The 22,377-nt window shown below is 70.4% G+C and carries 23 protein-coding genes and 1 riboswitch; of the genes, 6 read left to right on the top strand and 17 right to left on the bottom strand.

Annotation, left to right across the window (positions count from 1 at the left end):
• Positions 1–79: 79 nt before the first annotated feature.
• The 8 genes from ACQEVG_RS12930 to ribD form a co-directional block, all read right to left on the bottom strand.
• Positions 80–550 (bottom strand): PH domain-containing protein, encoded by a 471-nt coding sequence (locus ACQEVG_RS12930; protein ID WP_432981666.1) that lies wholly within the window; start codon positions 548–550, stop codon positions 80–82.
• Between the two features lie 3 nt (positions 551–553).
• Positions 554–1,402 (bottom strand): ATP phosphoribosyltransferase, encoded by an 849-nt coding sequence (hisG, locus tag ACQEVG_RS12925; RefSeq protein ID WP_432981663.1) that lies wholly within the window; start codon positions 1,400–1,402, stop codon positions 554–556.
• A gap of 61 nt (positions 1,403–1,463) precedes the next feature.
• On the bottom strand, positions 1,464–1,736 hold the full coding sequence (locus ACQEVG_RS12920) for a phosphoribosyl-ATP diphosphatase (RefSeq protein WP_142215995.1): 273 nt from the start codon (positions 1,734–1,736) through the stop codon (positions 1,464–1,466).
• 35 nt (positions 1,737–1,771) lie between these two features.
• Positions 1,772–2,257: a 6,7-dimethyl-8-ribityllumazine synthase gene (gene ribH / locus ACQEVG_RS12915; RefSeq protein ID WP_404726534.1), complete on the bottom strand. Its 486-nt coding sequence runs from the start codon at positions 2,255–2,257 to the stop codon at positions 1,772–1,774.
• A 24-nt stretch (positions 2,258–2,281) separates the two neighbouring features.
• On the bottom strand, positions 2,282–3,571 hold the full coding sequence (locus ACQEVG_RS12910; RefSeq protein WP_432981658.1) for a bifunctional 3,4-dihydroxy-2-butanone-4-phosphate synthase/GTP cyclohydrolase II: 1,290 nt from the start codon (positions 3,569–3,571) through the stop codon (positions 2,282–2,284).
• Positions 3,568–4,221, bottom strand: a complete 654-nt coding sequence (locus ACQEVG_RS12905; RefSeq protein ID WP_432981655.1) for a nicotinamide mononucleotide transporter family protein — start codon at positions 4,219–4,221, stop codon at positions 3,568–3,570. Before ACQEVG_RS12905 ends, ACQEVG_RS12910 begins: the two co-directional genes overlap by 4 nt.
• Positions 4,218–4,826 (bottom strand): riboflavin synthase, encoded by a 609-nt coding sequence (locus tag ACQEVG_RS12900; RefSeq protein ID WP_432981652.1) that lies wholly within the window; start codon positions 4,824–4,826, stop codon positions 4,218–4,220. The genes ACQEVG_RS12905 and ACQEVG_RS12900 overlap by 4 nt, the downstream gene beginning before the upstream one ends.
• Positions 4,827–5,921, bottom strand: coding sequence for a bifunctional diaminohydroxyphosphoribosylaminopyrimidine deaminase/5-amino-6-(5-phosphoribosylamino)uracil reductase RibD (ribD, locus tag ACQEVG_RS12895; protein ID WP_432981649.1), 1,095 nt, complete (start codon positions 5,919–5,921; stop codon positions 4,827–4,829).
• A 139-nt stretch (positions 5,922–6,060) separates the two neighbouring features.
• Positions 6,061–6,191: riboswitch (FMN riboswitch) on the bottom strand.
• Between the two features lie 92 nt (positions 6,192–6,283).
• Here ribD and ACQEVG_RS12890 point away from each other — a divergent pair.
• Entirely contained in the window at positions 6,284–7,042 is a 759-nt protein-coding gene (locus ACQEVG_RS12890) for an SDR family oxidoreductase (RefSeq protein ID WP_432985312.1), read from the top strand.
• Between the two features lie 89 nt (positions 7,043–7,131).
• Here ACQEVG_RS12890 and ACQEVG_RS12885 read toward each other — a convergent pair whose 3' ends face one another.
• On the bottom strand, positions 7,132–8,310 hold the full coding sequence (locus tag ACQEVG_RS12885; RefSeq protein ID WP_432981646.1) for an ROK family transcriptional regulator: 1,179 nt from the start codon (positions 8,308–8,310) through the stop codon (positions 7,132–7,134).
• An 88-nt stretch (positions 8,311–8,398) separates the two neighbouring features.
• Here ACQEVG_RS12885 and ACQEVG_RS12880 point away from each other — a divergent pair, with 88 nt between their 5' ends.
• Complete coding sequence (locus ACQEVG_RS12880; protein ID WP_432981643.1) at positions 8,399–9,610, top strand: MFS transporter; 1,212 nt, start codon at positions 8,399–8,401, stop codon at positions 9,608–9,610.
• 324 nt (positions 9,611–9,934) lie between these two features.
• On the top strand, positions 9,935–10,639 hold the full coding sequence (locus ACQEVG_RS12875) for a DUF5995 family protein (protein WP_432981640.1): 705 nt from the start codon (positions 9,935–9,937) through the stop codon (positions 10,637–10,639).
• An 85-nt stretch (positions 10,640–10,724) separates the two neighbouring features.
• Here ACQEVG_RS12875 and ACQEVG_RS12870 read toward each other — a convergent pair whose 3' ends face one another.
• Both ACQEVG_RS12870 and ACQEVG_RS12865 read right to left on the bottom strand, forming a co-directional pair.
• Positions 10,725–12,419, bottom strand: coding sequence for a flavin monoamine oxidase family protein (locus ACQEVG_RS12870; RefSeq protein ID WP_432981637.1), 1,695 nt, complete (start codon positions 12,417–12,419; stop codon positions 10,725–10,727).
• 48 nt (positions 12,420–12,467) lie between these two features.
• Entirely contained in the window at positions 12,468–13,265 is a 798-nt protein-coding gene (locus ACQEVG_RS12865) for a carbon-nitrogen hydrolase family protein (protein WP_432981634.1), read from the bottom strand.
• A 288-nt stretch (positions 13,266–13,553) separates the two neighbouring features.
• Here ACQEVG_RS12865 and ACQEVG_RS12860 point away from each other — a divergent pair, with 288 nt between their 5' ends.
• Positions 13,554–14,108: a Repetin gene (locus ACQEVG_RS12860; protein WP_432981631.1), complete on the top strand. Its 555-nt coding sequence runs from the start codon at positions 13,554–13,556 to the stop codon at positions 14,106–14,108.
• 19 nt (positions 14,109–14,127) lie between these two features.
• Here the strand turns inward: ACQEVG_RS12860 and ACQEVG_RS12855 are convergent, their stop codons facing one another.
• The 5 genes from ACQEVG_RS12855 to ACQEVG_RS12835 form a co-directional block, all read right to left on the bottom strand.
• The gene (locus tag ACQEVG_RS12855; RefSeq protein WP_432981628.1) at positions 14,128–14,583 is read right to left on the bottom strand and encodes an Lrp/AsnC family transcriptional regulator; all 456 of its coding nucleotides are present in this window, start codon (positions 14,581–14,583) and stop codon (positions 14,128–14,130) included.
• Positions 14,584–14,593: 10 nt separating this feature from the next.
• The gene (locus ACQEVG_RS12850) at positions 14,594–16,060 is read right to left on the bottom strand and encodes an amino acid permease (RefSeq protein WP_432981625.1); all 1,467 of its coding nucleotides are present in this window, start codon (positions 16,058–16,060) and stop codon (positions 14,594–14,596) included.
• Positions 16,061–16,303: 243 nt separating this feature from the next.
• On the bottom strand, positions 16,304–16,672 hold the full coding sequence (locus tag ACQEVG_RS12845; protein WP_432981622.1) for a DUF742 domain-containing protein: 369 nt from the start codon (positions 16,670–16,672) through the stop codon (positions 16,304–16,306).
• Positions 16,669–17,097, bottom strand: a complete 429-nt coding sequence (locus ACQEVG_RS12840) for a roadblock/LC7 domain-containing protein (protein ID WP_432981619.1) — start codon at positions 17,095–17,097, stop codon at positions 16,669–16,671. The genes ACQEVG_RS12845 and ACQEVG_RS12840 overlap by 4 nt, the downstream gene beginning before the upstream one ends.
• On the bottom strand, positions 17,090–19,432 hold the full coding sequence (locus ACQEVG_RS12835) for a sensor histidine kinase (protein WP_432981616.1): 2,343 nt from the start codon (positions 19,430–19,432) through the stop codon (positions 17,090–17,092). The genes ACQEVG_RS12840 and ACQEVG_RS12835 overlap by 8 nt, the downstream gene beginning before the upstream one ends.
• Before the next feature lie 260 nt (positions 19,433–19,692).
• On the opposite strand from ACQEVG_RS12835, the gene ACQEVG_RS12830 reads away from it, so the two are divergent.
• Positions 19,693–20,754, top strand: a complete 1,062-nt coding sequence (locus ACQEVG_RS12830) for a GDSL-type esterase/lipase family protein (protein WP_432981613.1) — start codon at positions 19,693–19,695, stop codon at positions 20,752–20,754.
• A 33-nt stretch (positions 20,755–20,787) separates the two neighbouring features.
• Positions 20,788–21,189: an ATP-binding protein gene (locus tag ACQEVG_RS12825; RefSeq protein ID WP_432981610.1), complete on the top strand. Its 402-nt coding sequence runs from the start codon at positions 20,788–20,790 to the stop codon at positions 21,187–21,189.
• Positions 21,190–21,336: 147 nt separating this feature from the next.
• Here ACQEVG_RS12825 and ACQEVG_RS12820 read toward each other — a convergent pair whose 3' ends face one another.
• The gene (locus ACQEVG_RS12820) at positions 21,337–22,212 is read right to left on the bottom strand and encodes an RNA polymerase sigma factor SigF (protein ID WP_432981607.1); all 876 of its coding nucleotides are present in this window, start codon (positions 22,210–22,212) and stop codon (positions 21,337–21,339) included.
• Between the last annotated feature and the right edge of the window lie 165 nt (positions 22,213–22,377).

The raw sequence follows: 22,377 nt of genomic DNA, 5'->3' as shown, positions 1-22,377 counted from the left end.
CGCAGGTGGCCCCGCGGGCCGCGGGGGCCGGGTGGTGCGGGGCGGGGCGCGCTCGGCGCCACCGCCACCAGAATAACGTTCAGTCCTCGTCCGGGCGTGTCCCCCGGCTCTCCGCGAGCGCCCGCAGCGCGCGGGCGTCACGAATGGCGTGCTCCCTGGCGATGCCGGGCTGGATGCCCAGCACCGGCAGGCTGGTGCCGTCGCTGAGATCGAGGAAGACCCAGGGGTCACCCGGGCGGAGGTTTACCCGCAGGATCTCCGCCCACTCGAGACGGCGCATACGGGTGAGATTGACGATGGTCACACCCGACTCGTCGGCGACCACCTTGGGCCTGCTCAGCAGGGCCAGTACGGCGAAGAAGAGCAGCGCGGTGAAGACGAAGCTGCTCCGCTCCCCCGCACTGAGCTTCTCCAGCAGCAGGGCGATCGCGGTGATCACGGAGAACATCGCCGCGCCCACGGTCAGCAGGACGATCCGGGTACGGGTCGGCCTGAACGTGACCGGCAGCGCGGGGACTTCGGGCGCATCGGCAGGCATGGTGGCGGGCATCCCTCAGAGCCTGCAGGCGTGGATGGCCGTGGTGAGGATCGCCCGCGCGCCGAGGTCGTACAGATCGTCCATGATCCGCTGCGCCTCCTTGGCCGGGACCATGGCGCGCACGGCGACCCAGCCCTCGTTGTGCAGCGGCGAGATGGTCGGGGACTCCAGGCCCGGGGTGAGGGCGACGGCCTGCTCGAGGTGCTCGGCCCGGCAGTCGTAGTCCATCATCACGTAGCTGCGGGCGACCAGGACGCCCTGGAGGCGGCGCAGGAACTGCTGCATCTTCGGATCGTCGGACTCCGCGCCGACGCGGCGGATGACGACGGCCTCGGACTTCATGATCGGCTCGCCGATGACCTCCAGGCCGGCATTGCGCAGGCTGGTGCCGGTCTCCACGACGTCCGCGATGACCTGGGCGACGCCCAGCTGGATCGCCGTCTCGACCGCACCGTCGAGGTGCACGACGGAGGCGTCGATGCCCTCGTCGGCGAGGTGCTTGGCGACGATGCCCTCGTAGGAGGTGGCGATCGTCATTCCGCCGAAGTCGCCGACGCCTGCCGCCGTGCCGGGCTTGGTGGCGTAGCGGAAGGTGGAGCGGGCGAAGCCGAGCTCAAGGATCTCCTCGGCGTTGGCGCCGGAGTCCAGCAGCAGATCACGGCCGGTGATGCCGATGTCGAGCTTGCCGGAGCTGACGTAGATCGCGATGTCGCGCGGACGGAGATAGAAGAACTCGACCTCGTTCTCGGGGTCCACGAGCACCAGCTCCTTGGACTCCTTGCGCTGCTGGTAGCCGGCCTCATGGAGCATCGCCGACGCAGGCCCGGACAGTGAACCCTTGTTGGGGACGGCGATGCGCAGCATGAGACGGGCTTCCTTTGTTCGCGTGTACGTGTTCGCGGCTACGGAAATGGGGTGCGGGTGATCAGAGGTGGGCGTAGACGTCGTCGAGGGAGATTCCCCTGGCGACCATCATCACCTGGACGTGGTAGAGCAGCTGGGAGATCTCCTCGGCTGCGGCTTCCTTGCCCTCGTACTCGGCGGCCATCCAGACCTCGGCGGCCTCCTCGACGACCTTCTTGCCGATGGCATGCACTCCCTTGTCCACCAGCTCGGCGGTGCGGGAGGTGGCAGGGTCGCCGTTCTTCGCCTTGAGCTGCAGCTCGGCGAAGAGCTCTTCGAAGGTTTTGTTCGCCATGATGGTCCCCAGGGTAAGGGGTGCGGCCCCTGGACTCAGCGCCAGGGTTCGCTGACGGTGCGCAGCGTGGCGGCGGTGGAGAGTGCCGCCGTGACCGCCTCGTGTCCCTTGTCCTCGTTCGAGCCCTCCAGGCCCGCCCGGTCCAGCGCCTGCTCCTCGGTGTCGCAGGTCAGCACGCCGAAGCCGATCGGGACGCCGGTGTCCACGGAGACCTTGACGAGGCCCTCGGTGACGCCCTGGCACACATAGTCGAAGTGCGGGGTGCCGCCCCGGATGACGACGCCGAGCGCGACGATCGCGTCGTAGCCGCGGCCCGCGAGCACCTTGGCGACCACCGGGAGCTCGAAGCTGCCGGGGACCCGCAGCAGCGTCGGCTCGTCGATGCCCAGCTCGTGCAGTGCCCGCAGAGAACCGTCTACGAGGCCGTCCATGACCTTCTCGTGCCACTGGGCCGCGATGACCGCCACCCGCAGGTCACCGCAGTTGCGTACGGACAGTTCGGGTGCACCCTTGCCGCTCATGTCTCTCCCTTGCCGCTTACTGACTTACTGGTTGCCGCAGGCCGACGCGCTGGAGGCGTCGAGCCAGGGCAGGTCGTGTCCCATCCGGTCCCGCTTGGTGCGCAGATACCGGAGATTGTGTTCACCCGCCTGGACGGGCATCGGCTCGCGGCCGTGGACCGTGAGGCCGTGCCGGACGAGCGCGGTTTCCTTTTCGGGGTTGTTGGTCATCAGCCGGAGGCTGCGTACGCCGAGGTCCTCGAGGATCTGGGCGCCCGCCGCGTAGTCGCGGGCGTCGGCGGGCAGTCCGAGTTCGAGGTTGGCGTCGAGCGTGTCGCGCCCGCGCTCCTGGAGTTCGTACGCGCGCAGCTTGGACAGCAGGCCGATGCCGCGCCCCTCGTGGCCGCGCAGATAGACGACGACGCCGCGGCCGGTCTCGGTGATGTGCTCCATGGAGGCCTGCAGCTGGGGGCCGCAGTCGCAGCGCAGCGAGTGGAAGATGTCGCCGGTCAGGCACTCGGAGTGCACCCGGACGAGGACGTCCTCACCGTCGCCGATCTCGCCGTGGACGAGCGCGACATGTTCTATGCCGTCGACGGTGGAGCGGTATCCGTAGGCGGTGAACTGCCCGAAGGAGGTGGGCAGATTGACCGCGGCCTCGCGCTTGACGGTCGGCTCCGAGGAGCGGCGGTAGGCGATCAGGTCCTCGATGGAGATGATCGTCAGGCCGTGCTTGCGGGCGAACGGGATGAGCTCGGGCAGCCGCAGCATCACCCCGTCCTCGCCCGCGATCTCGACGATCGCACCGGCGGGACGCAGGCCTGCGAGGCGGGCGAGGTCGACGGCGGCCTCGGTGTGGCCGTTGCGCACCAGCACTCCGCCGGGCTTGGCACGCAGCGGGAAGACATGGCCCGGGCGTACGAAGTCGGAGGCCTGGGCCTCGCCGCCGGCGAGCAGTTGCAGGGTGGTCGCGCGGTCGGCGGCCGAGATGCCGGTGGTGACTCCGTACGCGGGGCCCGCGTCGACGGAGACCGTGAAGGCCGTCCGCATCGACTCGGTGTTGTGGGCGACCATCTGCGGCAGGTCGAGCCGGTCCAGCTCCTCGCCCTCCATGGGGGCGCAGATCAGACCGCGGCACTCACTCATCATGAAGGCGACGATCTCGGGCGTGGCCTTCTCGGCGGCGATGACGAGATCGCCCTCGTTCTCGCGGTCCTCGTCGTCGACGACCACGACCGGGCGCCCGGCGGCGATGTCGCGGATGGCATGCTCGACCGGGTCGAGGGCCAGATCCTCGACGTTGTCGGTGGAGTACCAAGTGGGCAGTGCGGTCATGCCGCCGCTCCTTCCAGGACGGGCTTGACGCTCTTGCGGGAGCGCAGCCACCAGTCGCGCATGCCCCACAGCACGAGCGCGAAATAGACCACGTAGACCAGTCCGGAGAAGGCCAGGTCACTGTTGAAGGCCAGCGGCACGCCGACAACGTCGACGAGCAGCCAGGCGAACCAGAACTCGACCAGACCACGCGCCTGGGCGACCATCGCGACGAGCGTCCCGATGAAGATGTACGCGTCGGCCCACGGGCTCCAGGACAGCGACGGGTAGAGCGTGAACAGGCCACCGACAGCGAGCGTGCCGAGAGCCGCACCGGCGACAAGCACGGCGCGCTCGCGCCAGGAGGCGAAGCGGACGGCGATGGTGCCGTCCTGGGCCTGCCGCTTGCCGCGGGTCCACTGCTGCCAGCCCCACACGGCGACGCCGATGACCAGGAGCTGCTTGCCGACTCCACCGCTGAGGTGGGCGGAGGCGTACGCGGCGACAAGGATGACACCGGAGGCGAACTGGGCGGGCCAGGTCCAAATGGAGCGCCGCCAGCCCAGCGCGAGCGCGATCAGGCCGACCATGTTGCCGATCATGTCGGACCACTTGATGGGCTGTTCGAAGGCCGTGAAGGCCACCGAGTTCAGCCAGGACAGGGCGCTCACTTGGCTGTCTCCCTGGCATCCGGGCCGAGCAGCCGCTCGACGTACTTGGCGATGACGTCGACCTCGAGGTTGACCGGGTCGCCGGGCTGTTTGATGCCCAGCGTGGTCAGCGCGAGGGTGGTCGGGATCAGGCTGATGGTGAAGTAGTCGGGGCCCGCGTCCACGACCGTGAGGCTGACGCCGTCGACCGTGATGGACCCCTTCTCGACGACATAGCGGGTGAGGTCGGCGGGGAGCGAGATCTTGACGATCTCCCAGTTCTCGGAGGGCTTGCGCTCAAGGACGGTGCCGACATTGTCGACATGTCCCTGGACGATGTGCCCGCCGAGCCGGTCGCCCACGGCCATCGGCCGCTCCAGGTTGACACGGGAGCCTTCCTGGAGCGCGCCGAGACTGGAGCGGTTCAGCGTCTCGGCCATCACATCGGCGGTGAACTCGCCGTCGCCGAAGTCGACGACGGTGAGGCAGACGCCGTTGACGGCGATGGAGTCGCCGTGCTTCGCGCCTTCGGTGACGAGGGGGCCGCGCAGTCGGAAGCGGGAGGAGTCGCCGAGGTTCTCGACGGCGGTGACCTCACCCAGCTCTTCAACGATTCCGGTGAACACTCAGCGCTCCTTGGGGGTTGTTGCGGGGACGGCGGCGATGCGGAGGTCGGGGCCGATGCGCACGGTCTCGGTCATCTCGAGCCGCAACGCTTCGGTGATGGTGGAGATTCCGGCGTCGGCGAGGGCGGCGGGGCCCGCGCCGAGCAGTACGGGGGCGAGATAGCCGACGAGCTTGTCGACGGCTCCCGCGGCGACGAAGGCCCCGGCGAGGGTCGGGCCGCCTTCGAGGAGTACGGAGCGGACACCGCGCCGGTACAGGTCCTCCAGCAGCGCCGGTACGGACAGGCCGCGCGCCGCGCGAGGCAGCCGTACGACCTGTACGGCGTCGGGCAGTTGGGGCTCGGCGTCCTCGGCGACCGCGATCAGCGTGGGCGCGGCGTCGTCGAGGACGCGGGCGCCGGGCTTCACGGCGGTGGCGTTGGTGTCGACGACGACCCGCAGCGGCTGAACGGCGCCCTCTATCCCGCGGACCGCGAGGTGCGGGTCGTCGGCGCGGGCCGTGCCGGACCCGACGATCACCGCGTCGGCCTCGGCGCGCAGCCGGTGGACGTCGGCACGCGACTCGGGCGAGGTGATCCAGCGGCTGGTGCGGTCCTGCGCGGCGACGCGTCCGTCGAGACTGGCGCCGTACTTCCACAGGACGTAGGGCCGGCCGAGGCGCACGGAGGTGAGCCAGGCGATGTTGCCCGCCTCGGCCTCCTCGGCGAGCAGGCCGGACTCGACCTGGACAGCGGCGGCGCGCAGGGTGTCGCCGCCGCCGGTGGCCTGCGGGTTCGGGTCGGCGACCGCATACACGACGCGGCTGATGCCGGCCTCGATCAGCGCCTGGGCGCAGGGGCCGGTGCGACCGGTGTGGTTGCACGGTTCGAGGGTGACGTACGCGGTGCCGCCGCCGGCGCGCTCGCCCGCCTCGCGCAGGGCGTGCACCTCGGCGTGCGGGCCGCCGGCCCGCTGGTGGTAGCCGGCGCCCACCTGGTCACCGGAGGCATCGAGGATGACGCACCCGACGACCGGGTTGGGGCTGGTGGAGCCGAGTCCGCGAGCGGCGAGCCTGATCGCTCGGCGCATGGCGTCGGTGTCGGCTGCGGTGGCCACCGGGTTCTCCTGCCTCTTCGGGCACGGACTCCGGGGCCTGTCGATGACGACAGAACGTACGGACAGTGACACCGAGGGCAACGCCGAATGTGGCCTGTCTCAAGGACAAGCCGACGGCGGCGTGCAAGGTGCCCGCCCGCCGCGCACTGCCTCCCATCCGGACTTTAACCGTCGGTCCAGGAATTTCACCTGGTCAACCGGCCACTGGATGCGGCCGGGTCGCGGACTGTAACCGCCGGTTCGGACTTTCACCGACCCCGGAGTGCGCTGCTTCTGGTACAGGGTCAGTGTGCCACGCCTGATCGTCTGCCATGCGGGTGAATTCGTGTGGGCTGCCTCACTGCGTCGGGTTGACTGTCGTGGTGAAGACAATCCTGGTGACCGGCGGCACGGGAACGCTCGGCCGGCCGGTGACGGACCGGCTCCGCTCTGCGGGGCACGAAGTGCGGGTGCTCAGCCGCCGCGCACAGCCGTACGGCGTTGATCTGCGCGAGGGTACGGGGCTCGACGCGGCGGTCCGGGGCGTGGACGCCGTTGTCCACTGCGCGAGCAGCCCTCGAGGCGGCGACGACAGCGCCGCCGGGCATCTGATCGAGGCCGCGCGGCGGGCGGGGGTGGCCCATCTGGTCTATATCTCGATCGTCGGTGTGAACCGGGTGCCGCTCGGCTACTACGGGACCAAGTGGCGGGTGGAGCGGATGCTGCAGGCGTCCGGCCTGGGCTGGACCGTGCTGCGGACGACCCAGTTCCACGATTTCGTGCTGGGGGTTCTGGCGTCGTCGGCGAAGCTGCCCGTCATACCGCTGCCCGCCGGGATGAGCGTGCAGCCGATCGACACGGCCGAAGTCGCCGGGCGGCTGGCGGAGCTGGCGGTGGGGGAACCCGCGGGGCAGGTCCCCGAGATGGGCGGCCCCCAGATCCGCTCGCTGCCGGATCTGGCCCGCGCCTATCTGGCGGCGACGGGCCGCAGGAGGCCGATCGTGCCGGTGCGGCTGGCGGGTAAGGCGTACACGGGGTTTCGCGCCGGACGGCACCTGACGCCGGAACGGGCCGTGGGCAGGCGGACGTTCGAGGAGTTCCTCGACGAACGCTTCGGCGGACCCGGGGACGGGAGGCGATGAGCGCGGACGGCTGCGGACGGCTTCGTTGGGGCCTCGGCTTCCTTGCCGCCGCGCGGCCTCCGCGACCGCGCCCACCGCAGTGACGCGGCTCAGCCTGCGCGGTTCGCAGGCGGGAAAAGCTCGTCCTGCGCAGCCTCGCGCGCGGTGATCAGGGCGCCGCTCAGAACCCCCGCGCCGCCCAGCGCTCCGGCACGTACCTCCGTACGCAGCGGGGAGAGCGGGGCCAGCCGGGACTCGACCCTGGCGGCCAGCTCCGCGCCGCCCGCGTGGCCGACCTCCCCGCCGAGGACCACGCAGCCCGGGTCGAGCACGGCGGCGACCGCGGCCGCGCCCAGCGCCAGGCGCCGGGCGAGGGCGTCCAGGAACTCGTGGTGCCCGGCTGCCACCGCGGCACGCACGAGCGCCACGGCCGCGGGCTCCTGGGTCCCGTCCGCCTCGATGCCGTGTTCCACGGCGAGCGCACAGATCGCGCCGGAACCGGCCATCGAGTGGAAGCCGCCCTCGCAGTCGAGCGCGGACGGCACGCCCCTCGTGCCGGGCACCGGCAGGAAGCCGATCTCCCCCGCGCCGCCGGACGCCCCCCGGCGGAGCCTGCCGTCCAGGAAGAGCGCTGCCCCGACCCCGTGTCCCAGCCACAGGAAGACGAAGGTGTCCCGGTCGCGGGCGACGCCGAGGCGCTTTTCGGCGACGGCCGCCAGATTGGTCTCGTTCTCGACGACGACCCGGGCCGGCAGCCGCTCCTGGAGCGCGGCGACGAGGCTGCGGTGCCAGGCGGGCAGGCCGCTGGTGTCGCGCAGTTCGCCGCTGACCGGGTCGATGAGTCCCGGCGCGCCGATGCCGACGCTGTGCAGCCGGGCCGCGCCCGCCTCCCGCGCGGTCCGCTCGACCAGCGCGACCGCCTGTTCGACGGCGAGCTCGGTACCGGTGTCGCTGCCGATGGGCAGTGCGGCCTCGGCGAGGGTGGTGCCGAGCAGATCGGCGACGACGACGGTCACACTCTGGGTCCGTACGTCGAGAGCGGCGAGATGCGCGCGGTCGGCAACGATCCCGTAGACCCGGGCGTTGGGGCCGCGCCGCTCGGCGCCCGCCTCGCCGACGATCTGGATCAGGCCGGAGCCCTGCAGCCGTTCCACCAGATCGGCGACGGTGGGACGGGAGAGTCCGGTCATGGTCTTCAACTGCCCTGCCGTCAACGGGCCTTCCTGCTGCAGCAGTTGGAGTGCGAGCCGGTCGTTGATGGCCCGGGCGGTGCTAGGGGATGCGGGCATGCCGGAATCCTTCCAGATGCCTGCCGCCACTATTTATCAGGCAGGGTTCCTGATAGTTTACTCAAAAGGTCGTCGGAGGGGCATCGGCATGGCGTACGAAGTCGTCTTCGGCGCTCGGCAGTTGAAGCGGGCGCGGTATGCCGTCGCTGCCGTTTTCTGTGTGCACGGCGCGGTCACCGGAAGCTTCGCCACGCGCATCCCCTGGATCCAGGACCATGCCGGGGTCAGCGCCGGACAGCTCGGTCTGGCGCTCGCCTTCCCCGCGCTGGGCGCGTCCGTGGCGATGCCGCTGGCCGGCGCGGTGAGCCACCGCTTCGGCGCGCGCAACGCCCTGCGCGGTCTGATCGCCCTGTCGACCCTCTCGCTGATCCTGCCGTCCCTCGCGCCGAATCAGCTCACGCTCTGCGGCGCGCTCTTCCTGTACGGGGCGACGGCGGGAATGTCGGACGTGGTGATGAACGCGCTGGGCGTCGAGGTCGAGAACCGGCTCAACCGCTCGATCATGTCCGGGCTGCACGGGATGTGGAGCGTCGGGGCGCTGATCGGCTCGGCGGGCGGCACGCTCGCCGCGCATCTGGGCAGCGACGCCCGCACCCACCATGCCATCGCGGCCGCGACGCTCACGGCGCTCGGGCTGATCGCCTGTCAGGGCGTACGGGACCTGCGCGGCGCCCCGGACGAGGCGCCGCCGCCGAGATTCGCACTGCCGCCGAAGTCGGCGCTGTTCATCGGCGCGGTCGGGTTCTGCGCGGTGTTCGCGGAGGGTGCGAGTCTGGACTGGTCGGCGGTCTATCTGCGCGATGTGCTGGACACATCGGCCGGGCTCGCGGCCGCTTCCACCACGGCCTTCGCGCTGACGATGGCGGTGGCGCGGCTGGTGGGCGACCGGATCGTGGACCGCTTCGGACCGGTACGCACGGTTCGGGTGGGCGGCGTACTGGCGACCGCGGGCGGTCTCCTGGTGGTCATGGCACCGCATCCGGCCGTGGCCGTGACCGGCTTCGCCTTCATCGGGATCGGTGTCGCGGTCGTCGTACCCCTGGCCTTCGCGGCGGCGGGACGCAGCGGCCCCCACCCGAGCCAGGCCATCGCGGGCGTCGCCACGATCACGTACACCTCGGGCCTGATCGCCCCGTCGGCAATCGGCGCGGTCGCGGACGCGACAAGCCTGGTGGTGTCGTTCGGCCTGGTGACGGCGCTTGCCTGCGGCTTGGTGGTCGGGGCGGGGGTACTGCGGTCGGGGGGCGGCGGGAGCGTGAAGCCGAGCGCGGCGGAGGCGGTTGCGGAGCCACGGGGCTGAGCCGCCCCTTCCCACAACTGGGCCCCGCCCCCGGATCAGCCCGCGATCGAGTCCAGCTGTTCCGACGCCGGGCGCAACGCCCCCAGGTCACCCACCGGCGGCGCCTCCAACCGCGGCCCAGCCGCCCTGGCATCGCCGTCACCCGCGTCCGCCGCCGCGTTGAACTCCCCGGCGCCGTCGGGGCCTTCCGGTCATCGAGCGCTCCATCAGATATATGAACGGGGTTCATGAACGAGACCGTGCGAGCGTAGGTCCACTCCCCCGTTCCGGGGAAGCCCCGGCCCGTCACCGCGCCATCGGGCGGTCGGCTGGGACGCTGCCTGAATGGCACAGACGGAACAGTTCGACACACGGGCCGACCACCGCCCGACCCCGGTCGGCTCCGTGGTGGAGCGCATGCGCTCGTTCCGCGCGAAGTGGCCGGCGACGGACGGGGTCGCCGTCTTCAACCGGGTCTATCTGGCGGTGACGGAGGAGATCGGCCGGCGCATCGGCGGTGGCGAATTCGCCGACCGGCGGGCCGCCGTCACGCTCGATGTCCTCTTCGCCCGGCGCTATCTCACGGCCGTGGACGCGGCGGCCGCCGGACACCGCCCGCCGGCCTGCTGGCGGCCGCTGTTCCAGTACCGGCGCCATCCCGGCGTACGGCCCCTGCAGTTCGCGCTCGCCGGGATCAACGCCCACATCGGGCACGATCTGGCGCTCGCCGTGGTGGACACCTGCTGCGCGCTGGGCTGCGAACCGGCCGATCTGGAGGGAGAGTTCGACCGCGTCGGCGACATCCTCACGCTCCTTGAGGAGCGCATCCGCGAGGATCTGATGCCGGGACCCGATCTGCTGGAGATCGCCGATCCGCTCACGCATCTGCTCGGCTCCTGGAGCCTTGAGCGGGCCCGCGACGGAGCCTGGTCGGCGGCGCGGCTGCTCTGGGGAGTGCGGAAACTCCCGGATCTGGCCGAGGAGTTCACGCAGCGCCTCGACGCCGGCGTCGGCCTCGTCGGGCGCTGCCTGCTCACACCCTGGCCGTGAACAGCCCCGACGCGCGGTCGGCGCCCGAGAAGGTGAACACCGTCCGGGGGCGGCCGGATCGCGGCCGGGCCCCGGACGGTTGGTCTCAGTCCTCCGGCAGCTCGACCGGTGCGATCTCGTCGTACAGATCACCGGGGCCGGGGTTGCTCGGGTCGGTCGTGCCGCCGAGGTGGGCCATCACACCCCACACCGCGTTCAGCGCGGTCTGCACGGCGCCCTCGGCCCAGCCCGCCGTCCAGGAGATGTCGTCACCCGCGAGGAAGATGCCGCGCTTGTCCTCGGGCAGCCGGTCCTGCATGAAGTGGGTGAAGAGCCGCCGCTGGTAACGGTAGTGACCGGGCAGGTTCGCCTTGAACGCGCCCATGAAGTACGGCTCGTTCTCCCAGGACACGGTGACCGGGTTGCCGATGATGTGGCTGCGGATGTCGACCTTCGGGTAGATCTCGCCGAGCGACTTGAGCATGACTTCCATCCGCTCGTTCGCGGACAGCGGCAGCCACTTGAGGCTGTCGTCGCACCAGGTGTACGAGAGGCAGATGACGGCCGGCTTGTCAGGGCCGTTGTCCAGCAGATAGGTGCCGCGCGTCATCCGGTCGGTCAGCGTCATCGACATGACGTCCCGGCCGGTCTGCTCGTCCTTGTCCAGCCAGAAGGGCCGGTCGACCGGGACGAAGAGCTTGGACGACTCCATGTAGTGGGTCCGCTCCATCGCCGTCCAGTGGTCGATGGGGAAGAGCGAGTCGTCACATGCAATCTTGGAGAGCAGCATCCAGGACTGCGCGGTGAAGACGGCCGCCTTGTAGGTGCGGATGTCGCCGGAGGCGTCGGTGACGGTGATCCGGTTGCCCGCGGTGCGGTGCAGCCGGGTCACGGCCGGTTTCGGCTCACCCTCGTGCAGGGAGGACAGCGAGGTGCCCTGCGCCCAGTGCACGATCTTCTCCGGCTCGCGCTCCCAGAGCCGCAGCGGCAGCTGCTGGCTGCCCTCGACGATGCCGCGGTGGTGGTCGTCCGCCTCGGAGTAGACGACGCGCAGGATCTCCAGGATGGAGTTGGGGAAGTCGGTGTCCCAGCCGCCGGTGCCGAAGCCGACCTGACCGAAGATCTCGCGGTGCCGGAAGGACTTGAAGGCCTCGGAGTCGCAGAGGAAGCCGTAGAACGTCTGGTTGTCGAGCTTCTCCACCAGCTTCGCCCAGATCTCGCGGATGCGCGGCACGTCGCGCTCGCGCATGGCGCGGTTCATGTCGGAGAAGTCCGCGCCCTCTTCGAGGCAGGCGTTCCACGCGTCCATCACATCGCGGTAGACCTGCGGCAGGTCGTCGATGGTCTCCGCGTAGTGCGACTCGCCCTTGAGGTCGACGACCGTCGACGGGGTGACGGGGGCGAGCGGGTTGGGGAAGGGCTCCGTGGTCAGGCCGACCAGGTCGATGTAGTGCTGCAGCGCGGTGGAGGAGGGCGGGAAGCGCATGGCGCCCATCTCGGCGCTCAGCTCGTCATCACAGCCGTCGAAGCGGACGGTGCGCAGCCGGCCGCCGATCTGGTCGGCCTCGTAGACGACGGGCTTGAGGCCCATCTTCATCAGCTCGTACGCGGCGACGATGCCGGAGAGTCCACCGCCGATGACCGCGACCTCGGTGCCGTGCTCGGTCGCCGGTATCTGCCCCAGGCCGGCCGGGTGGGCGAGGAAGTCGTCGTACGCGTACGGAAAGTCCGGACCGAACATGGTGATCGGCGGCTGCTCGTCATTGTGCTGGACAGCAGTGGTGGGCACCGTGGACGTCATGGGGTACGGACTCCTTGCGGGAAAGCGTGCGCGGCGAGCGGGGAGGGTTCAGATCAGGGACGTGTACAGACCGGGGCGGCGGTCACGCAGATACGGATTGGCCTGGCGCGAGGCGCTCAGCAGGGCGGGGTCCACCTCGCCGACGACCAGTTCCTCGCCGCGGCCGGCCCGGACGCGGGTCGTTCCGTCGGGGCTCGCCAGGCAGCTGAGACCGACGAACTCGAACTCCCCCTCCGGGCCCGTCCTGTTGACGTACGCGATGTACATCTGGTTCTCGAAGGCCCGCACCGGCACGAGGGACTCCGCGACGAACTGGAAGGGGTGCATCTGGGCGGTGGGCACCAGCAGCAGATCGGTGCCGGCGAGGGCATGCGCCCGTACGTTCTCCGGGAACTCCACGTCGTAGCAGATCAGCATGCCGACCCTGATCCCGTCGAGCTCCGCCTGGACGACGGGCTCCTCCCCCGGGGTGAACCACTGCTGCTCGAAGCAGCCGAAGAGATGGGTCTTGCGGTAGTTGGCGAGGCTCACTCCGTCGGGGCCGATCAGCTGCGCGGAGTTGAAGATCGTCTCGCCGTCCCGCTCGGGGTATCCGTACATCACCGCGATGCCGTGGCGGCGGGCGATCTCCGCGACGGCCCGGGGGCCGGGGCCGTCGGCGGGCTCGGCCAGCACCGGCACCTCGTCACCGATCGCGTACCCGGTCAGGAACATCTCGGGGCAGATCAGCAGCCGGGCGCCGGCGGCAGCGGCATTGCTCGCGGCATCGTCGAGCACCTTGAGGTTCTCGGCGACCGAGCCCGGCCGTCCGGAACTCTGGAGCAGTGCGGTGCGCAGCGGGGGCATGAGCAACCTCGGGGCGATGGGTGCGGGGTGAAGAAGACGTTAAAAACGGTACGGTCCGGACTCCCGCCCGGACAAGGCGGGACCGTTGCGCGTCGATGGTCGATCCATTGCGCGATGCACACCCGTGGCGGTGATTCGTTGCGTGCGCCGGGATCAGACCACGGTCGGAGACGAACGGGAGACTCCCCGCCGGGCGGCGGAGCACCGGTAAAGCCCCTGGCTCGATGTGCCGGGGAGCCGCCGCCGGAAGAGTGGTGGGCGTTGGATCACCTGCCGAAAGGGCCTGTCATGAGCCGCATCGCTCACCGCCGTACGAAGATCGCCGCCATCGGGGCGGCGCTGCTGATCACTGCCGGAGCCGCGGGCTCCGCCGTCGCCTCGGGGGATGGCGACGGCGGAGCCCGCGAGGCCGCCGCGCTGACGGGCTCCGCGAAGCTCTACCGGTCGCTCGGCGACGACATCACCTTCAGCTTCGAGGCCCATCTGGCCGCGAAGGACAACGACGACCCGACGAAGGCGACCGGCACCTTCCGCTTCAGCCACTATCTGAACGGCCGGGGCGCCTTCGCCGAGGCCAAGGTCGACTGCCTGCTGACCGGCGGCAAGGTGGCCGTGGTGAGCGGTGTCATCACCAAGTCCGACCTGGAAGGCGCGAAGGGCAAGCGGGTCGGCATCACCGTCCACGACGTCGGCAGGAACGACCGGCTGGGCTACAGCTGGGCCTCCACGGGCAGCCCGGTGGAGACCAAGGACCTGCCCACATGCGTGGGCTCGGCGCCGTTCGAGAAGGTCAAGGCCGGGACGGGCGACTTCAAGGTCGTGCCCTGGAACCCGGAGTTCTGACAGCCCGGGCTCCGCCGGCTCAGGCGGGCGCGCCCGACGAGAACCGCCGCAGCAGCGGCGAGAGCACCAGCACCGACTTGGTGCGCTCCACGAACGGCTCGCCCGCGATCCGCTCGAGGACCCGCTCGAAGTGGCGCATGTCCGAGGAGAAGACCTGGACGATCGCGTCCGCCTCACCGGTGACGGTGGAGGCGGACACGACTTCCGGATAGCGCTCCAGGCCGCGGCGGATGTCGTCGGGCGAGGTGTTGTGGCGGCAGTAGATCTCGACGTAGCCCTCGGTCTCCCAGCCGAGCGCCGCCGGGTCCACCCGAACGGTGAATCCGGTGATGGCACCTTCGGCGCGCAGCCGGTCGACCCGCCGCTTGACGGCGGGCGCGGAGAGGCCGACCTCGGAGCCGATGTCCGCATAGGAGCGGCGGGCGTCCTCGGCGAGGGCGTGGACGATGCGTTCGTCGAGATCGTTCAGTCGCACTGCGGGTGGATCACTTCTCTGCCGTGGCCAGTCGGGAGCGGCGCATGCCGTAACCGAAGTAGAACACGAGGCCGACGACCATCCAGCCTCCGAAGACCATCCAGGTGGTGCTCGGCATCGTGTACATCAGGTAGGCGCAGAAGAGGAAGCCGAGGATCGGGGTGACCGGGAAGAGCATCACCCTGAACGTGCGGTTCATGTCGGGGCGCTTGTAACGCAGGATCACCACGGCGACGTTGACCAGTGCGAAGGCGAAGAGCGTGCCGATGCTGGTGGCGTTGGCCAGTTCGCCCAGCGGGATGAAGGCGGCTAGGGCACCGCAGAAGATCGAGACGATGACGGTGTTGGCGCGCGGGGCACCGGTACGCGGGTTCACCTTGGCGAACAGCTTGGGGACCAGGCCGTCGCGGGACATGGCGAACAGGATGCGGGTCTGGCCGTAGAGCACGGCGAAGACCACGGAGGCGATGGCGACGACCGCGCCCGCGGCGAGCACCACGCCCCACAGGCTCTGGCCGGTGACGTCCTTCATGATCTGGGCGAGGGCCGCATCGGTGCCCTCGAAGTCCTGCCACGGCATGGCGCCGACGGCGACGAGCGCGACCAGGCAGTACAGCACGGTGACGATCAGCAGCGACAGCATGATCGCGCGCGGCAGGTCCCGCTTGGGGTTCTTCGCCTCCTCACCGGCGGTGGAGGCCGCGTCGAAGCCGATGTACGAGAAGAAGAGGCTGGCCGCGGCGGCGCTGATCCCGGTGACGCCCAGCGGGGCGAGCGGGGTGTAGTTGCCGGCCTTGATGCCCATGAAGCCGATGCCGATGAAGAGCAGCAGCGTCACGATCTTCACACCGACCATGATCGAGTTGACCCTGGCGCTCTCCTTGGCGCCGCCCATCAGGAAGACCATGGCGAGCAGCACGACGACCAGCGCCGGCAGGTTGATGAAGCCGCCCTCGCCGAGCGGAGCGGAGATCGCCGCGGGGATGGTCACACCGATGGTGCCGTCGAGCAGCTCGTTGAGGTATTCGCCCCAGCCGACGGCCACAGCCGCGACCGAGACGCCGTACTCCAGGATCAGACACCAGCCGCAGATCCAGGCGACGACCTCGCCCATGGTGGCGTACGAGTACGAGTACGAAGAGCCGGAGACCGGTATGGAACCGGCCAGTTCGGCATAGGAGAGCGCCGAGAACAGGGCGGTCAGGCCCGCAACGACGAACGAGATGGCGACGGCCGGGCCGGCCAGTGGCGTGGCCTCGCCGAGCACGACGAAGATGCCGGTGCCCAGGGTGGCGCCGATGCTGATCATCGTGAGCTGCCACATGGTGAGCGAGCGGCGGAGTGTGCCGCCCTCACCCTGGCCGCCCTCGGCGATCAGGGCCTCGACGGGCTTGCGCCGCATCAGCCGGGCGCCGAGACCCTGGCTCGGGGCGGGGGCCTGCTCGGTCGTGGGTGGGGCTTCGCCGTGGTCCAGCACTGCGGGGCTCCTTCATGGCTGAGGGTCGGCGACGGGTTGACCGGCTGCGGCCCACGGGCATGACGGATGTGCCCGTGCATGAGGGGGACCGCCGAGCAGGCGGTCTCCGCCACTCCTGGTACGGAGCCTGAGCCTATGAGCCGTCGGCTCGGCCCGTAATGCATCGTTGTTGCGCATTGGCGGACGATCATTGCGCGATGACGGGCGCCACGGGGAAACATTGCGCTCGGATGAAGGAGAGCCTCACAACTCCCGAAGGCGATCGACGATTTCGCGCAGCAGATCAGGGTCGTCGAAGCCCTCGTGGGTGACCGGGGCGCTGACCTTGACGAGGCCCGCGTCGACAAGATCGGCGAGCAGGACGCGTACCACGGTCAGCGGCAGGTCCGCGTCGGCGGCGACCTCGGCGACGGGGCGCGGCGCACGGCGCACCAGCTCGAGCAGCGACCTGCGGGCATGGTCGAGCCGCGGCTCGGGATCGACCGTGTCGAGGGCCGTGACCTGGGACAGCAGATCGATATGGTGCTCGGAGGCGGGACGGGTCCGGCCGCCGGTGACGGTGTACGGCCGTACCAGGGGCCCGGTCTCGTCCTCGTACCAGTGGTCGCTCACGGATCGGGCGTGGTGGCCTCGGCGGCCGACCGCGTCGGGACGGCCATATGCCGTCCCACTCGCTTGACCAGTAGCGCCATCTCGTGGGCGAGCTGTCCGACGTCGGTCTCGATGTCGGAGAGCACCGCGAGCCGGCTGCCGTCACCGGCCGGTGTGATGAAGAGGAAGGCGTTGTCGAGCATGACCATGGTCTGCCGTACGTTCCCGGCCTGGAAGCGGTCGCCCGTCTCCTTGGCGAGGCTGTGGAAGCCCGCACACACGGCGGACAGATGCTCGATGTCCCGGCGGACCATGCCCCGGGAGGCACAGTTGGCCAGGCCGTCCGCCGTCAGCAGCACCGCCTGGCGGACGTGGTCGGTTCTGGCCAGCAGATCGTCGAGGAGCCAGCCGAGGCCCGACTGGTCGCCGGTGTTTTCGTCAGCCATCGTCGGCCGTCCCTTCATCTGTCGTGCGGGGGCGCGGTGCGGAACCCGGCGACTCGGAGCCGACCGTATCGCCCTTGCGGCCGCGATCGAGGCCCCGTTGGAAAGCCCCGAAGATCGAGCGCATCTCTTCCGCGGACACCTCGCGCTCGGAGCCCTCCGGCTCGGTGGCGGGCGCATCGCGCAGCGGGGCGGCGAGCGAGGCCTGACGCACCCGGGTCGGCAGCCCCTGGACCGGCGGGCCCGTCCCGTCCGACGACGCCGGCCCCTGGACCGGCGAGCGCGTCCCGTCCGACGACGCCAGCCCGTGCACCGGTGGGCCCGTCCCGTCCGACGACGCCGGTGCGGGCTCATCGGCGGCGCGGTCGTGCACCGGCGGCACGGCCTCGAGCGCCCGCGCGGCGGGCACGGCCCGCACGGGCCGCGGCTTCTGTTCCGGTTCCTCGGCGGGCGGCTGGTCGACGGGGGCGAGGATCGTGTGCGGCAGCAGCACCACGGCCGTGATGCCGCCGTACGGGGACCTGGTGAGCGTGACCCCGATGCCGTGCCGCTCGGCGAGCCGGCCGACGACGTAGAGACCGAGGCGCTCGTCCTGCGCCGGGTCGAAGTCACCGGGACGGGCCAGCGTCCCGTGCGCCTGCTCCAGTTCGTCCGCGTCCATGCCGAGACCGCGGTCGTCGATCTCCAGCACAAAGCCGTTACGGGCCTGCCCGGTCCGCATGGTCACCTGGGTGTGGGGCGGGGAGAACACGGCAGCGTTCTCGACCAGTTCGGCGACGAGATGGACCACGTCGGCGACCGCCTCCGCGCTGATGCCGACCGGCGGCATCGGCGGCACCACGACACGGGTGTAGTCCTCGATCTCGCCGACCGCCGCCGCCACGATGTCGACGACGGGCACCGGCTTGCGCCACCGGCGGCCCGGCGTGGCACCGGAGAGGATGATGAGCCCCTCCGCGTGTCGGCGCATCCGGGTCGTCAGATGGTCGATCCGGAACAGGTCCTCCAGCGTGTCCGGATCGCTGGTACGCCGCTCCAGCGTGTCGACCAGCTTCGACTGGCGGTGGACCAGTGCCTGGTTGCGGCGGGCGATATTGAGCAGTACGGCAAAGACGCCCCGGCGCAGTGTCGCCTGCTTGACGGCGGCCTCGACGGCCGCCAGGCGAGCCGTGTTGAGGGCCTGTCCGACCTGGCCGATCTCGTCGATGCCGTGGTACTCGTCGCCGAAGTCCAGCGGCGGGGCGGCCGCGGCGGCGTCGACCTCCTCGCCCGCGCCGAGCCGCTCCATCACCTCCGGCAGCTGGCGGGTGGCCAGCAGTTCGGCGGCGTCGCGCAGCTCCTCCAGACGGCGCGAGACGCGCCGTCCCGCGACCACCGAGAACCGGATCGACAGACCGACCGCGATCAGTCCGACCACACCGACGACCGCCGCCTTGACCATCTCTCGGTAGGCGAAGGCCCGGCCGCGGTCGGCCGTGTTGAGCGCCGACTGCGTGCACAGCAGCATGTACCGCTGCACCGCGTGGTCCGTCGTGCTCCGCCAGGAGTCCGCGGCCATGGCCTTGCCCGCACCGGACGCGCCCGCCCGCAGCAGGGCGTCCTCGCCCGCGGTCAGCGACCGGTACTCCGCGCTCTGCTCGAAGTCCGTGAACAGCTGCCGGGAGTCGCCCGGGAGGTCGGCGACGTACGTACGGTGGAAGACCCGCCGGTCCTCGATGGTGGCGGTGAGTGTGTCGTACTGGCGGTCGCTGAGTTCCCCCGCGGCGCGCGCCCCGGCGACGAGTGCGTCCTCGTGCGAGACGAACTCCCTCACTCGCACCAGCTCGACGACGACCTGCGCCTCACGGGCCATCTGACCGGCCTGCAGCGCCGTGAGCGTGGACTGCACGTCGAAGGTCGGCTCGACCATTGCGGTGTACGCCTCGACGGCCCCGTCCCAGGAGATCGTGCGGGCCATCACCCTGTCCCGCAGGTCTTCGAGCCCGTCGACGGCGTCGGCCATCTCATCGAGAGACTGCCGCTGACGGTCGGACAGGTCCTGGCGCCGCTCCTGATTGCCGATCGCCTCGCGCATGGCGCGCACGGCCCGGTCCGTCGAACGCTGCTGCGCGGTGAGCGCGGCGACGGCGACCGGGCTCTCCTTGCGTCCCGCGCCCAGATACTGGGCGGAGATCCGTCGTTCGATCTGGATCTGGCCGACGGCCGTGTCGACCGGGGTGCCGAAACTCTCGTACACACCCTGTACGCGAATCAGGGCCCGCAGGTCCCCGGTCACCGACACCATGGCGAACGTCCACAGCGCCATCAGTGCGATGACGGGTACGACCGTCAGGGTCACGATCCGTCCACGGATCGTGGGTCGGCGCAGTCGCCGGCGCATGGTTTCCCCAGAGAGCAATAGGACAACTGATCAGCGAAGGTTACCGTCGGGTAGGGGCAGTCAAGCTACGGGAAGTGGCATGGACAGCGCAATATTCCTGCAGGTAACCAACCCAAGCCGGGGGGAACATCCCCCGGAGTCCCGGCCCGACTGCCCACCCGGAGGACAACCCGCTGACCCCCGGCCGCAGACCGACCGTCTTCGCGAGGTGAATCTCAGTGAACTGGCTCGACCCCAGCCCCTTTCTGCGCGGCGTGGCCTGGCTCGACGACGATGGGCGCCCGGTGCGCGCCGACCCGGCGGATCTGGCCCGGCTGCCATGGGACACCGCCGAGCGCGCTGCCCTGCCCATCGGCGTCCGGCTGGAGTTCACCGCCGAGGGCGCGCAGGGGGTCGAGCTCCGCTACCGGGCCTCGGTACCGGGCAGGACCGACGCTCTGCGGGAGCTCGCCCACTGCTTCGCCCTCTGGCAGGACGGGCGCCTGGTGTCCGAGACGATCGCCGGGCCGGCCGAGGAGGCTGTCGTCACCATCCCGCTCCCCACAGGGTCGAACGCGCCGTTCACGATCCATCCGCCGGAGACCCAGTCCGCCGTGATCCTGGGCCTGCGCGCCGTCGGCGGCTCCCTCGTGCCCGCACCCCGGCAACCTCGCTGGCTGGTCCACGGCGACTCCATCACCGAGGGCTGGTGGTCAACCCGCCCCGCCCACTCCTGGCCCGCCACCACCGGCCGGACACTCGGCCTGGACACGGTCAACCTCGGCTACGCGGGCACGGCCAGGGGCGAACTGCCCATCGCGGAGCAGCTCTCGGACCTGCGCGCCGATGTGATCACCCTCGCCTTCGGCACCAACTGCTGGACCGGCATTCCCTGCTCGGCCCCGCTCCTGTACGAGACGACACGCGCGTTCCTCGCTCTCGTACGGCAGGGGCATCCGGACACCCCGCTGCTCCTGGTCTCCCCGGTGCTGCGCCCCGACGCCGAGCAGAGTCCGAACCGGCTGGGCGCCACGCTCGCCGAGCTGCGTGCGGCCATGGAGCAGGCGGTACGAGACCGCATGGACGGCGGGTCCGGTGAGTGCGCAGGGTCCGGCGGGGCCCGCGGGTCCGGTGGTTCGAGCCGGCCCGGCGACAAGCGGCTCGCGCTGCTGCCGGGGCGGGATCTGATCGGCCCCGGACAGCTGGCCGACGGCGTGCACCCCAATGACGAGGGCCATGCCGCGATCGCGGCCGCGGTAGCCGAAGCGCTCCGTACGAACTTTCTTGAGGGCACCAGCTGATAAAAGTGCGACAAGTGGGGTATGCGAGCGGAGATGAACGCAGAACCGCATGTGGTGATCGACCACTCACCCCACAGGGACAGCGCGGGGGCCCGAGGAGCCACCGCGGAGTTCCTGGTGCAGCACTGCCCCTGGGCCGACCTGGACGCGGTGCTGCTGGTCGTCTCCGAACTGGTCGCCAATGCGGCACGGCACACCGCCGGCTGGTGGCGGCTGCATCTGACGGCGGGGCAGGACGCGCTGGTGGTGGAGATGGACGACTCCAGCCCGCTGCCGCCCGTACCGCGCGAGCCCGACTTCACCGGTGGCGGCGGATTCGGCTGGCACATGGTGCTCACACTCGCCGAGCGGGTCGAGGTCTGCCCGCTGCCGAACGGCAAGCGTGTACAGGCGACCTGGATGCGGCCACCGGTAGAGGCCGTACAGGCGGGCTGACCGAAGCCACCCAACCGGAGCTCACCCAAAGCTCATGAGCTCATGCTCATGCCGAATCATGAGCTCATGCCGAAGCGGCGCCCCGTCCCACAACTCATACAGAAGCGGCGCCCCGGCCGGCCGGGACGCCGCTTCTCCCGTGGGGGGTCACTCCACGACGAGCAGGCCCTCGCGCAGCCGCGAGGTGATGCGCGTCAGCAGCCGGGACACATGCATCTGCGAGACGCCCAGTTCCACGCCGATCTCCGACTGGGTCATCTCCTCGCCGAAGCGCATCCGCAGAATCCTCTTGTCCCGGTCGTCGAGCTCCTGGATGAGCGGCTTGAGCGCCTGGACGTTCTCCGCTATCTCCAGATCGGCGTCGGGCGCGCCCAGCCGGTCGGACAGCGGCACCGGCGCATGGTCGGAGGCGTCGTCGACGGGCATGTCGATCGAGCCGGCCGTATAGCCGTTGCTCGCCACCACGCCCTCGATGACCTCCTCCTCGTCCAGCCCGAGGTACTCGGCGAGCTCGGCCGTGCTCGGCGAGCGGTCCAGCCGCTGCGAGAGCTCGTCGGTCGCCTTGGCCAGATCTATCCTCAACTCCTGCAGCCTGCGCGGCACATGGACGGCCCAGCTCGTGTCGCGGAAGAACCGCTTGATCTCGCCGACTATGTACGGGACGGCGAACGTCGCGAACTCCACCTCGCGGCTCAGCTCGAACCGGTCGATCGCCTTTATCAGCCCGATGGTGCCGACCTGGACGATGTCCTCCATCTGCTCGGCCCGATTGCGGAACCGGCCTGCCGCGTACCTCACCAGGGCCAGGTTCAGTTCTATGAGCGTGTTCCGAACGTACTGGTGCTCATGCGTACCTTCCTCCAGCGAGGCCAGCCGCACGAAGAAGATCTTCGAGATCTGACGTGCGTCGCTCGGGGCCACTCCCCCAGGATTCGGTACATCCGGAAGATCCAGCTCCGCCATGTTCGGGCGCTGTGTTCCAGGCTGCGTGAGTTCGGTCGCGACCGTGCTCGCCGTGGACACTTCGTCCTCCCCTGCTCGTGGACAATGCAGGGCGCGTATACCCCGGCTCACTCAACACATGCCTGCGAATTCCGCGAGTTGACAGGAAACTTCGGCGGAGAGGGCGCGGGAAACGCCGCGTCCGGCCGCCGCGACGATCGCGACGGCCGGACGCGGGTGGTTCGT

Source organism: Streptomyces sp. CA-135486 (assembly GCF_050936555.1).
Classification (GTDB): domain Bacteria; phylum Actinomycetota; class Actinomycetes; order Streptomycetales; family Streptomycetaceae; genus Streptomyces.
Note: the sequence above shows the minus strand (reverse complement) of the source record. Positions and strands in the feature narration are given on the sequence as shown.

What these genes read in the sequence shown, in the direction of transcription:
- ACQEVG_RS12930 (WP_432981666.1), bottom strand. Translation starts at nt 550, where the DNA reads ATGCCCGCCACCATGCCTGCCGATGCGCCCGAAGTCCCCGCGCTGCCG.
- hisG (WP_432981663.1), bottom strand. Translation starts at nt 1,402, where the DNA reads ATGCTGCGCATCGCCGTCCCCAACAAGGGTTCACTGTCCGGGCCTGCG.
- ACQEVG_RS12920 (WP_142215995.1), bottom strand. Translation starts at nt 1,736, where the DNA reads ATGGCGAACAAAACCTTCGAAGAGCTCTTCGCCGAGCTGCAGCTCAAG.
- ribH (WP_404726534.1), bottom strand. Translation starts at nt 2,257, where the DNA reads ATGAGCGGCAAGGGTGCACCCGAACTGTCCGTACGCAACTGCGGTGAC.
- ACQEVG_RS12910 (WP_432981658.1), bottom strand. Translation starts at nt 3,571, where the DNA reads ATGACCGCACTGCCCACTTGGTACTCCACCGACAACGTCGAGGATCTG.
- ACQEVG_RS12885 (WP_432981646.1), bottom strand. Translation starts at nt 8,310, where the DNA reads ATGCCCGCATCCCCTAGCACCGCCCGGGCCATCAACGACCGGCTCGCA.
- ACQEVG_RS12880 (WP_432981643.1), top strand. Translation starts at nt 8,399, where the DNA reads ATGGCGTACGAAGTCGTCTTCGGCGCTCGGCAGTTGAAGCGGGCGCGG.
- ACQEVG_RS12875 (WP_432981640.1), top strand. Translation starts at nt 9,935, where the DNA reads ATGGCACAGACGGAACAGTTCGACACACGGGCCGACCACCGCCCGACC.
- ACQEVG_RS12870 (WP_432981637.1), bottom strand. Translation starts at nt 12,419, where the DNA reads ATGACGTCCACGGTGCCCACCACTGCTGTCCAGCACAATGACGAGCAG.
- ACQEVG_RS12865 (WP_432981634.1), bottom strand. Translation starts at nt 13,265, where the DNA reads ATGCCCCCGCTGCGCACCGCACTGCTCCAGAGTTCCGGACGGCCGGGC.
- ACQEVG_RS12860 (WP_432981631.1), top strand. Translation starts at nt 13,554, where the DNA reads ATGAGCCGCATCGCTCACCGCCGTACGAAGATCGCCGCCATCGGGGCG.
- ACQEVG_RS12840 (WP_432981619.1), bottom strand. Translation starts at nt 17,097, where the DNA reads ATGGCTGACGAAAACACCGGCGACCAGTCGGGCCTCGGCTGGCTCCTC.
- ACQEVG_RS12825 (WP_432981610.1), top strand. Translation starts at nt 20,788, where the DNA reads ATGAACGCAGAACCGCATGTGGTGATCGACCACTCACCCCACAGGGAC.